We start from the raw sequence: 10,884 nt of genomic DNA on the forward strand, positions 1-10,884 counted from the left end.
GGGCGCTGTTCGCGGTCAGCATCGTGCTCGGGGCGACGGTGGAGGCGGTGGCAGTGGTCGGGTGCATCGAGTCGTGGCGAGTGGTTCGGGCCGGGATATCGAGTCGTGGATATCGGCGAAATTCGCTGCCGATTCCTGACCCGGATCCACGACTCGATCACCTGAACCCGACTCACGCGCACGACCTGAGCGCACAACAGCCACCTGGGCGCCCGCCGGAGGCGGCAAACGGGCCAGGCGCCGCGGGGCGCTGTCCGCATCAGCCCACGCATCCGACACAAGAGCCGGTTGTCCGCTGAGGATGTCGCTGGGGTGGAGGCTGGGTGTGGGGCTGGGGTGGCGGAGGCGGAAATGCCCGGCGTCAGCTGGCTGCCTGGGCTGTGGCCGGAGTGCGTCGCGGACGGGATCCCGGCGTCAGCTGGTTACGCCCGGCGATAGTCGGAAAGCACGGCGGTAGCCGGATGGTCGCGGTGGTAGCCGCAGGTGGCGGGCGGTAGCGGGCGGGGGTTAGGGGGTGGGGGCGTCGGGGATTTCGCCCCAGTGGGTTATCAGGCCGGGTGGGGGTGTCCAGTCGGCTGGTTCGCCGGCGAAGGCGTAGGCGCCTTCGGTGATGCGTTGGTGGAAGGTTCGGGTCCAGGCTAGTTCGCCTTGGTCGCGGGCGGTGGTGATGCGGAACATCTCGACGACGTGGTTGGGGGTGCCGGGGTCCTCCAGGATTTGGCGTTCGCTGAAGGGTTCGGATTTGAGCCAGGTTTCCAGTTGGGTGGATCGGGCTTCGAGGGCGGCGAGTACCTCGTCGCGGCGCAGGGACCACAGGAAGCTGAGGGCAGCTTGCATGCGGTCGGGGTGGAAGCTGTCCACGGTCCACAGCATCTCGCGCAGCAGCGAGAAGTACTCGGTGTCGCCGTCGGCGGTCAGCTTGTACGACGTACGCCCGGGACGGTTGCCGCTCTCCTGGTCCACCTCCAGCAGGTAGCCGTGCTTGGCCAGCGTGCGGAGCCCGGTGTAGATCGAGCCCGGATTGATGTTCGCCCAGGTCTGGACGTTCCACGTGAGCAGCTCGCGGCGCAGCTGGTACCCGTAGGCCGGCTGGAAGATCCGCACGACCCCGAGCAGCAGTAACCGCGTGGTGGACATGGTCGCAGTGTAAAACCGGGCGACCAGGAACGGCGTGACGGCGTACGCTCCGTAGGCATGGATGTTCGTGTGACCAATGACCCGGCCGCGTTCGAGCAGACCGTTTTTCCCTTCCTGCAAAGGGATCCGGTCCTCAATACGATCGTCATGAGCAACGTCCACGAGCGAGCCCGCCGTACGACGGTGTCCGAGTACGAGCCGTCGTACTTCGTCTCGGTGCACGAAGACGGCGTCGTCGGGGTGGCGATGCGGACCCCGGGCCGCGGTGTCTACCTCGGCGCCCTCCGGGAGGACCTCGCCGAGCCCATCGCCGACGCGTACGCCGAAGTCCTGCCCGAGCTCCCGGGTGTCGCTGGGGACCGGCCTGCTGCGGCGGCGTTCGCGAGGCGGTGGTGTGAACGGCGAGGTGGACAGGCGACCGAGACCAAGGGCACGCGGCTGCACAAGCTCGGCGAGCTCACACTGCTCACGGCCGACGCTGGGAGCGCCCGGTTGATGCGGGCGGATGACGTCGACCTGGTGAGCGCCTGGTCGAGTGACGGGTTCGCGGAGCTCCGGCCCGGCATCCAGGCGTGGACCGAATTGCAGCTCGAGCAGCAGACGATGTGGATCTGGGAGGTTGAGGGCGAGCCGGTGAGCATGGTCGGCTTCCATCTGCCGATCTTCGGCGTGTGCCGGGTCGGGCCGGTCTACACGCCGCCGAAGCATCGCAAGCACGGGTACGCCGGGGCCCTGACCAGCCACGTCTCCGGCGCGATCCTTGCCCACGGCAACCAGGCCTGCCTGTACACCGACCTCGCCAACCCCACCTCCAACAAGATCTACCACGCAGCCGGCTACCGCCCCGTCGCCGACTTCGTCGACTATGACTTCACCTGAGCCCGAGCCCGAGCCCAAGCCCAAGCCGGAGCCGGAGCCTGGTCGTGACCTCGACCCACTCCGCCAGGTCGTCCTCTTGGAAGAACTCGACCAAGGCGGTACGCCGATCGTCGTGGCCGGCGAGGTGGTCGCGGTGTGTCGCCAACCCCGCGGAGTCAGGCTCGGCGCGGTGCGCGCAGATCAGGTCGACGAGTTGGTCGCCCAGCTGAAGGGACTCGAGTTCTCGGCGCTCGAGGGTGAGGGCGAGATCGCGGGCGTCGTCGCCGGCCGCCTGCCTCAGAGGAGAAGCGTCGAGGTCGGTGGGGTGCGGCTCTATCGCTTGGGCGAGCTCACAATGCCTGCAGAGAAAGGGATTGCGCGGTTGGCCGAGGCAACTGAGGTCGCGCTGTGCACCGACTGGCTGACAGACATGGCGCGAGAGGAAGACGACCGGCGGGACTGGTCGCCCGGTGAACGCAGCGGAGTGCGCGCTGCGGTCCGGACGATGATCGACGACGGGCGGTTGTGGGTGCTGGAGGATGGCGGACGACCCGTGACGATGGGCGGGCATCGGCCGGTCCGGCGAGGCGTCGTACGGATCGGACCTGTGTACACGCCACCAGAGTTCCGGCGGCGGGGATACGGGAGTGCGTTGACGGCGCGGTTGGCCGACGTACTGCAGAAGAAAGCCGAGGTCTGTTTGCGGACAGACCTCGGCAATCCTTACTCACACGGGGTTTATCAGGCGATCGGGTTCGAGACCGTCGCGAGCTTTCGGCGGTTTCAGTTGATCTCGACGGACTCGCCGGGGGCGACGGCCTGGTAGGGGCGTTCGTCGGAGTTGAGGAAGCGGGGCATCATGCTGAGGCCGATCTCGCTCAGGAGGCCGTCGTGGATGCCGATGAGCTGCTCGGCCTTGACGGCGCGGGCGTAGTCGACGGCCGGCGGCAGCGAGAACCACGGGCCGGAGATCGGCACCAGGTTGGTGTGAACGGCGCGGTCGGGCTGGGTGAAGGAGTCACCGGGGTGGTAGACGGCGTCGTCGATCAGGAAGCCGATGTTCTCGCAGGGAACACCCCACTCCGGCAGGATGATCGCGTGGTCCTTGCCATAGGCACTGATCGAGAATCCGGCCGCCTCGAACGACTGCCCGCCCTCGACCACGTGCACGCGGTCGCCCAGCTCGGTCAGCTGCGCCGCGACCCCGGCGTTCGTGTAGACGGGAACGTCGAGGGCCTTCACCCGCTCGATGTCCAGATGGTCCTGGTGCTCGTGCGTCACCAGTACGGCGTCGGCCGTCTCGAACGCCGCGTCCTCACTGAACGATCCAGGATCGACCAGCAGAGTCTTGCCGTCCTTCTCCAACCGAACACACGCATGCGCAAACTTCGTGAGCTTCATCAGTCTCCTAGAGCGTCTCGCATCGGCACCAACTTGGCGTTCGTTTCGGCCAGCTCGGCGACCGGATCGGAACCGGCCACGATCCCCGCCCCGGCGAACAGGCGCATCTTGCGCGGGTCGTCCGGATCGGCCTGGCCGCAGCGCAGGGCGATGCACCACTCGCCGTCGCCGGCCGCGTCCATCCACCCGACCGGACCGCTGAAGCGTCCGCGCTGCATGCCCTCGATCTCACCGATCAGGTCGCGCGCGTCGGGCGTCGGCGTACCGCAGATCGCCGCGGACGGGTGCAGTGCCGCGGCCAGTCCGAGCGCGGAGGCGCCGTTCGCGGCGACTCCGGCGACGTCGGTGGCGAGATGCATCACATTCGGCAGGTGCAGCACGAACGGCGTCTCCGGCACGTTCATCGACTGGCAGTGCGGCTTGAGCGCCTGAGCCACCGAACGTACGGCGTACTCGTGCTCTTCCAGGTCCTTCGACGACCGCGCCAGCGATGCCGCCAACGCCAGGTCGTGCGCGTCGTCGCCGGTACGGCGGATGGTCCCGGCCAGCACGCGGGAGGTGATCAGGCCCTTCTCCCGTCGGACCAGCAGCTCCGGGGTGGCACCGATCAGTCCGTCGACGGAAAACGTCCAGCAGTTCGGGTACGCCGAGGCGAGCCGTCGCAACGGCCACCGTAGGTCGATCGGCTGCGCGGCGATCGCGATCAGATCGCGGGCCAGGACGACCTTGTCCAGCTTGCCGGCGGTGATCCGTTGGACGGCGTCCGCGACGATGCTCGACCAGTCGGTCCCGGACCGGGCGCCGTCGGCGAAGGTGACGTCGTACACCGGGGAGGGCTCGTGCGTGACCAGCTCGGGCGGCGCGGCCAGCGAGCTGGCCGGCGAGATCGTGGTCACCCAGGTGGTCGGGCCGCGGCGGCCGACGATCACCTCGGGGACGACCAGCTGGCTCGGGTCCTCGTCGGTGAAGCCGAAGGATCCGAAGCAGACCAGTCCCGACCCTGGTACGCCGACCTCGTCGCGCACCACCGCCGCGGCGGTGAGCTCCCTCCACCAGGTCATCGCTTCCTGGAAGCGGTTGCCACCGGCAACGTCCAGCCGCGCGGCGACACCCCAGCCGATGTGACCGTCGCCACGCCTGACCCAGGCCAGGCCGCCTTCGGTCGGCAGATGGTCCATCAGTTGCGCGGCGGCCCCGTCGACGGGCTGGCTGCGGATCACCAGCTGAGGTGCTTGTGATTGACCGGATCGGACCGGGTCAGACAAGCTCACGCGACCACTCCTCGCTCGTGTACCGGCCCCGGGTCACGACGGCCGAACGCTTTCTGGAGATGTACTCACGAGATGCAAGCGTATGCCTCCCCATCGCTGGACCCACCAGCCCCGTGATGAACTAGACAAGTGACCAAGGCAGATCTCAGCAAGGACCCGCAGGCCGTGGCGGCCATGTTCGACAACGTGGCCGAGGGGTATGACCGGACCAACGCGGTGGCGACGATGGGTCTGGAGAAGCTGCACTGGCGGCCGGAGACCTTCAAGGAGATCGGTCCGCGGAAGGGGATGAAGATCCTCGACCTGGCCGCCGGGACCGGCGCGTCCAGCATCAAGCTGCGCGAGGCTGGTGCCGAGGTGGTGTCGTGCGACTTCTCGGTCGGCATGCTCCGGGTCGGCAAGCGCAACCACCCCGAGCTCGACCTGATCGCGGGTGACGCGCTCAAGCTGCCGTTCGCCGACGAGACGTTCGACGTGGTCACGATCTCGTGGGCCCTGCGGAACGTGAACGACGTGTCGGTGGCGCTGCACGAGATGCTCCGGGTGACCCGGCCCGGCGGGCGCCTCGTCGTACTGGAGCAGTCACATCCGACCTGGAAGCCGTTCCGGGTGGTGTACCTGGAGTACATGATGCGGGCGGTGCCGGCGGTCGCGAAGGTGGTGTCGACCAACCCCGAGGCGTACGAGTACCTGGCCGAGTCGACCCGGGCCTGGCTGCCGCAGGAACCACTGGCCCGGACCATCGAAGCGGCCGGCTGGACCCGGGTCCAGTGGCGCAACCTGACAGGCGGTCTGGTGGCCATTCACCGAGCTCTGAAGCCCAGTTAATTACGCAACGGAAATTAAGCGTAAATTGCTTGCTGGCAAGGGGGTTGGGGTCAGTTTCGTGTCCACGTCAGGCAGTCCTAGACTGTCGGGTGACGAGGCTTAGTGAATGCCTTCACTAGCGCAGCGCCCAGTTTTTGAGCCCCCAACTTCCAGGCCGGGAATGAGATGAGCCAGAGCGTGCCGAGCGGCCAGCAGGCGGAGACCGCTGACGTGATCGTCGTCGGCGCCGGACCCGCAGGCTCGGCGGCCGCGTACCACCTGGCCAACGCCGGCCTCGACGTCCTGTTGCTGGAGAAGACGGCGTTCCCGCGCGAGAAGGTCTGTGGTGACGGCCTGACGCCGCGCGGTACCAAGCAGATCATCAACATGGGTCTCGACATCTCCGAAGAGGCCGGCTGGATCCGCAACTACGGCCTGCGCATCCGCGGCGCCGGGCACGAACTGCAGCTCGACTGGCCGGACCTGTCCAGCCACCCGAACTACGGCCTGACCCGGAACCGGATGGACTTCGACGACATGCTCGCCCGGCAGGCCGTCAAGGCCGGCGCGCGGCTGCGGGAGCGGACGAACGTCTCCGGCCCGATCCTCGACGACAAGGGCTTCATCGTCGGCGTCACGGCGAAACCGGTCGACGACAACGGCCGCCGTGACGGCGACGACCTCGAGTTCCGCGCGCCGCTGGTGATGGCCGCCGACGGCAACTCGTCCCGCCTGAGCATCGCGATGGGTCTGCACAAGCGCGACGACCGGCCGATGGGCGTCGCCGTACGCACGTACTTCACCAGCCCGCGGACCAACGACGACTACCTCGAGTCCTGGCTGGAGCTGTGGGCCGACGACCCGAAGCAGCCCGGCGGGAAGGTGTTGCTGCCGGGCTACGGCTGGATCTTCGGGATGGGCGACGGGACCGTGAACGTCGGCCTCGGCATCCTCAACACCTCCGACGCGTTCGGCAAGGTCGACTACTCCGACCTGCTCAAGCAGTGGCTGAAGAACACGCCGGAGGAGTGGCAGTTCCGCGACGAGTTCCAGACCATCCCGATCCGTGGCGCGGCATTGCCGATGGGGTTCAACCGGCAGCCGCACTACACCCGCGGCCTGATGCTGCTCGGCGACGCCGGCGGCATGGTCAACCCGTTCAACGGCGAGGGCATCCCGTACGCGATGGAGTCCGGGGCGTTCGCCGCCGAGGTCGCCGCGCAGGCTTTGCACCGGCAGCCGAACCAGCGCGAGCGCGCGTTGTCGGCGTACCCGAAGGCGCTGAAGCAGGAGTACGGCGGCTATTACACACTCGGCCGGATCTTCGTGAAGCTGATCGGAAATCCGGAGGTGATGCGGCTGTGCACCAAGTACGGTCTGCCGCGCACCACGCTGATGAAGTTCACCTTGAAGTTGCTGGCCAACCTCACCGACCCGCGCGACGGCGACGTGATGGACAAGATCATCAACGGGCTCACGAAACTGGCACCGGCGGCCTGAACCGGCGGGGCGAGTGAGCTGAGCCACAGCGGTACCGATAAAACAGTGCTGGCAACAGTCCTGGCTTACCGGCTGAACTGAATGAAGCAGACACAACAGACCGAACACCGGCTGAAGGAGGGAGCACAGAGCGATGCACCCCTACGTACCGATCCTCGCTCTTGGTGTGCTCGCGGCGCTCTTCGTGGCGGGCAGCATCACAGTGAGTTCGCTGGTCGGCCCGAAGCGCTACAACCGGGCCAAGCTCGACTCGTACGAGTGCGGGATCGAGCCGACCCCGCAGCCGGTCGGCGGTGGCCGCTTCCCGGTGAAGTACTACATCACCGCGATGCTGTTCATCGTGTTCGACATCGAGATCGTCTTCCTCTACCCGTGGGCGGTGGCCTTCGACCAGATGGCGCTGTTCGGGCTGGTCGAGATGGTCATTTTCATCGTCACCGTCTTCATCGCGTACTCCTATGTGTGGCGTCGCGGCGGACTGGAGTGGGACTGACATGGGTCTTGAGGAACAGCTTCCGGCCGGGGTGCTGCTGAGCACCGTCGAAGGCCTGCTGGGATATATGCGCAAGGCATCGTTGTGGCCGGCAACCTTCGGGCTGGCGTGCTGCGCGATCGAGATGATGACCACGGGCGCGCCGCGGTACGACGCCGCCCGCTTCGGTATGGAGGTCTTCCGGGCCTCGCCGCGGCAGGCCGACCTGATGATCGTGGCCGGCCGGGTGAGCCAGAAGATGGCCCCGGTACTGCGCCAGATCTACGACCAGATGCCGAACCCGAAGTGGGTGCTGGCGATGGGTGTCTGCGCGTCGTCGGGCGGCATGTTCAACAACTACGCGATCGTGCAGGGCGTGGACCACGTCGTACCGGTCGACATGTACCTGCCCGGCTGCCCGCCGCGGCCGGAGATGCTGCTGGACGCGTTCCTCAAGATCCACGACCAGATCCAGCACAGCAAGCTCGGTGCGCACAAGAAGGCGCTGCAGACCGAGCAGGAGACGGCGGCGCTGACCGCGGCTCCCACGATCGAGATGAAGGGCCTGTTGCGGTGAGTGATACCCAACCGGAGAACCTTCCGGCGACGTCCGCGGCCGGGGACGCTCAGACCCCGGGCGCCGAGGTGGTGGACCAGCGCGAGGGCATGTTCGGTGTCCGCGGGACCGGTGACACCTCCGGCTTCGGTGGCCTGCGCCGCCAGGTCGCACTCCCCGGCGGTACGCCGAAGCCCTACGGCTCCTGGTACGACGGCGCCACCGACCGGCTCGCGGGCCTGGTCGGCGAAGGCGCGATCGAGAAGGTCGTGGTCGACCGCAACGAACTCACGTTGCACATCGCCCGCGAGCACCTGCTCGAGGTGGCCCAGCACCTGCGCGACGACGAGGCGCTGCGGTTCGAGTTCTGCTCCGGTGTCAGCGGCGTGCACTACCCGCACGAGACCGGCCGCGAGCTGCACGCCGTCTACCACCTGCTCTCGATCACCCACAACCGGCGGATCCGGCTGGAGGTTTCGGCCCCCGACGGCGACCCGCACATCCCGTCGATCGTCTCGGTCTACCCGGCCAACGACTGGCACGAGCGGGAGACCTGGGACTTCTTCGGCATCATCTTCGACGGACACCCGGCGCTGACCCGGATCCAGATGCCGGACGACTGGCCGGGTCACCCGCAGCGCAAGGACTACCCGCTCGGCGGGATCGACGTCGAGTACAAGGGCGCCGTCATCCCACCGCCCGACACGCGGAGGTCGTACAACTAATGACCGCAACTGATCCGTACGCGACCACCCGGGACACGACCGAGGGCAAGGTCTTCACGGTCACCGGCCAGGACTGGGACTCGGTCGTCTCGGGCCTCGGTGACGAGCCGGAAGAGCGCGTCGTCGTCAACATGGGCCCGCAGCACCCGTCCACCCACGGAGTGCTCCGGCTGATCCTCGAGCTCGAGGGTGAAACGGTGACCGAGGCCCGTTGTGGCATCGGGTACCTGCACACGGGCATCGAGAAGAACATGGAGTTCCGCTCCTGGGTGCAGGGCGTCACGTTCTGCACCCGGATGGACTACCTGTCGCCGTTCTACAACGAGGCCGCCTACTGCCTCGCGGTCGAGCGGCTGCTCGGGATCGAGGACCAGATCCCGGAGAAGGCCAACGTGATGCGGGTGCTCCTGATGGAGCTCAACCGCATCTCCAGCCACCTGGTTGCGATCGCGACCGGCGGGATGGAGATCGGCGCGCTGACCGTGATGACGATCGGCTTCCGCGAGCGCGAGATGACGCTCGACCTGTTCGAGCTGATCACCGGCCTGCGGATGAACCACGCGTTCATCCGGCCGGGCGGTGTGGCCCAGGACCTGCCACCGGGTGCGCTGGACAAGATCCGCGAGTACATCACCTGGATGAACAAGCACCTGCCCGAGTACGCCGAGCTCTGCAACGCGAACCCGATCTTCAAGGCCCGCCTGCAGGACGTCGGTTACCTCGACCTGGCCGGGTGCATGGCGCTGGGCATCAGCGGACCGCCGCTGCGCGCGACCGGGTACGGGCTGGACCTGCGCAAGACCCAGCCGTACTGCGGGTACGAGACCTACGACTTCGACGTACCGACCTGGGACTCCTCGGACTCCTACGGGCGGTTCCGGGTCCGGCTCCAGGAGATGTGGGAGTCGCTGAAGATCGTCGAGCAGTGCACCGACCGGCTGGCCGCGATGGACGGCGAACCGGTGATGGTGGCCGACAAGAAGATCGGCTGGCCGAGCCAGCTGGCCGTCGGCTCCGACGGGATGGGCAACTCGCTCGACCACATCAAGCACATCATGGGCGAGTCGATGGAAGCTCTGATCCATCACTTCAAGCTGGTCACCGAGGGCTTCCGGGTGCCGGCCGGCCAGGCCTACGTGGCGATCGAGTCGCCGCGCGGCGAGCTCGGCTGCCACCTGGTCTCCGACGGCGGCACCAAGCCGTACCGGGCGCACTTCCGTGACCCGTCCTTCGCAAACCTGCAGGCGATGCCGATTCTGTGCGAGGGCTCACAGGTCGCCGACGTGATCGTCGCCGTCGCCAGCCTTGACCCGGTGATGGGTGGAGTGGACCGATAGATGGCTGAGAATCACGCGACAGCGACCGACAAGCCGGTGCCGTACAGCACCGGTGAGTCGCACCTCACCGACACGACGATCGCCGAGATGCGCGAGCTGATGGCGCGCTACCCGGATCCGCGGTCGGCGCTGCTGCCGATGCTGCACCTGGTCCAGTCGGTCGAGGGCCGGGTCACCCCGGAGGGCATGGAGATCTGTGCCGATCTGCTCGGGCTGACCGGTGCCGAGGTCTCGGCGGTGGCGACCTTCTACACGATGTACAAGCGCCGCCCGGTCGGCGACTACCACGTCGGGGTCTGCACCAACACGCTCTGCGCGATCATGGGCGGCGACCTGATCTTCGAGCGGCTCAAGCAGCACCTCGACGTCGGGAACGACGAGACCACCGAGGACGGCAAGATCACCCTCGAGCACCTCGAGTGCAACGCCGCGTGCGACTACGCGCCGGTGATGATGGTGAACTGGGAGTTCTTCGACGACATGACGCCGCAGTCGGCGACGCAGCTGGTCGACGACCTGCGCGAGGGCACCGAGGTCAAGTCCCCGCGCGGCGCCACGATCTGCACCTGGAAGGAAGCCGAGCGCGTGCTGGCCGGCTTCCCCGACGGTCGTGCCGACGAGGGCCCGAGCGGTGGCAAGGCGACGCTGGCCGGTCTGCGGCTCGCGCGCGAACGCAACTGGACCGCCCCGGCCGGCCGCACCAACAGCGGTTCGCCGGCGCCCCTGGACGCAGCTCCCGGCCCGCGGCCGGAAGACCAGCCAGGTAAGGAATCCGGTACGGGTTCCCCGGCGACTCCCGACTCCCGGAAGGAGGACTGAC

12 protein-coding genes are annotated in these 10,884 nt (G+C 67.6%); 9 read left to right on the forward strand and 3 right to left on the reverse strand.

Annotated features, from left to right (window positions below; translation table 11 throughout):
* Window positions 1-507: 507 nt before the first annotated feature.
* Window positions 508-1,137: a PadR family transcriptional regulator gene (locus ACWF4Z_RS26270; RefSeq protein WP_452245808.1), complete on the reverse strand. Its 630-nt coding sequence runs from the start codon at window positions 1,135-1,137 to the stop codon at window positions 508-510.
* A 57-nt stretch (window positions 1,138-1,194) separates the two neighbouring features.
* On the opposite strand from ACWF4Z_RS26270, the gene ACWF4Z_RS26275 reads away from it, so the two are divergent.
* Both ACWF4Z_RS26275 and ACWF4Z_RS26280 read left to right on the forward strand, forming a co-directional pair.
* The gene (locus ACWF4Z_RS26275) at window positions 1,195-2,016 is read left to right on the forward strand and encodes a GNAT family N-acetyltransferase (RefSeq protein WP_452245809.1); all 822 of its coding nucleotides are present in this window, start codon (window positions 1,195-1,197) and stop codon (window positions 2,014-2,016) included.
* A complete protein-coding gene (locus ACWF4Z_RS26280; RefSeq protein ID WP_452245810.1) occupies window positions 2,003-2,821 on the forward strand; it encodes a GNAT family N-acetyltransferase in 819 nt (272 codons plus the stop codon). The genes ACWF4Z_RS26275 and ACWF4Z_RS26280 overlap by 14 nt, the downstream gene beginning before the upstream one ends.
* Here ACWF4Z_RS26280 and ACWF4Z_RS26285 read toward each other — a convergent pair.
* Both ACWF4Z_RS26285 and ACWF4Z_RS26290 read right to left on the reverse strand, forming a co-directional pair.
* Complete coding sequence (locus ACWF4Z_RS26285) at window positions 2,779-3,396, reverse strand: MBL fold metallo-hydrolase (protein WP_452245811.1); 618 nt, start codon at window positions 3,394-3,396, stop codon at window positions 2,779-2,781. The genes ACWF4Z_RS26280 and ACWF4Z_RS26285 overlap by 43 nt on opposite strands.
* Window positions 3,396-4,667: an isochorismate synthase gene (locus ACWF4Z_RS26290; protein WP_452245812.1), complete on the reverse strand. Its 1,272-nt coding sequence runs from the start codon at window positions 4,665-4,667 to the stop codon at window positions 3,396-3,398. Before ACWF4Z_RS26290 ends, ACWF4Z_RS26285 begins: the two co-directional genes overlap by 1 nt.
* 129 nt (window positions 4,668-4,796) lie before the next feature.
* On the opposite strand from ACWF4Z_RS26290, the gene ACWF4Z_RS26295 reads away from it, so the two are divergent.
* The 7 genes from ACWF4Z_RS26295 (at window position 4,797) to nuoE (ending at window position 10,883) form a co-directional block, all read left to right on the forward strand.
* Window positions 4,797-5,495 carry a demethylmenaquinone methyltransferase gene (locus tag ACWF4Z_RS26295; protein WP_452245813.1) on the forward strand — a complete coding sequence of 233 codons (699 nt, stop codon included), beginning with the start codon at window positions 4,797-4,799 and terminating at the stop codon, window positions 5,493-5,495.
* A gap of 165 nt (window positions 5,496-5,660) precedes the next feature.
* Window positions 5,661-6,974, forward strand: a complete 1,314-nt coding sequence (locus ACWF4Z_RS26300; RefSeq protein WP_452245814.1) for a geranylgeranyl reductase family protein — start codon at window positions 5,661-5,663, stop codon at window positions 6,972-6,974.
* 133 nt (window positions 6,975-7,107) lie between these two features.
* Window positions 7,108-7,467: an NADH-quinone oxidoreductase subunit A gene (locus ACWF4Z_RS26305; protein ID WP_452245815.1), complete on the forward strand. Its 360-nt coding sequence runs from the start codon at window positions 7,108-7,110 to the stop codon at window positions 7,465-7,467.
* 1 nt (window position 7,468) lies between these two features.
* A complete protein-coding gene (locus tag ACWF4Z_RS26310; protein WP_452245816.1) occupies window positions 7,469-8,023 on the forward strand; it encodes a NuoB/complex I 20 kDa subunit family protein in 555 nt (184 codons plus the stop codon).
* Window positions 8,020-8,727 (forward strand): NADH-quinone oxidoreductase subunit C, encoded by a 708-nt coding sequence (locus tag ACWF4Z_RS26315; RefSeq protein ID WP_452245817.1) that lies wholly within the window; start codon window positions 8,020-8,022, stop codon window positions 8,725-8,727. Before ACWF4Z_RS26310 ends, ACWF4Z_RS26315 begins: the two co-directional genes overlap by 4 nt.
* Window positions 8,727-10,064 carry an NADH-quinone oxidoreductase subunit D gene (locus ACWF4Z_RS26320; protein WP_452245818.1) on the forward strand — a complete coding sequence of 446 codons (1,338 nt, stop codon included), beginning with the start codon at window positions 8,727-8,729 and terminating at the stop codon, window positions 10,062-10,064. Before ACWF4Z_RS26315 ends, ACWF4Z_RS26320 begins: the two co-directional genes overlap by 1 nt.
* Complete coding sequence (gene nuoE / locus ACWF4Z_RS26325) at window positions 10,065-10,883, forward strand: NADH-quinone oxidoreductase subunit NuoE (RefSeq protein ID WP_452245819.1); 819 nt, start codon at window positions 10,065-10,067, stop codon at window positions 10,881-10,883.
* Window position 10,884: the final 1 nt, after the last annotated feature.

Source organism: Kribbella sp. NPDC055071 (assembly GCF_053608045.1).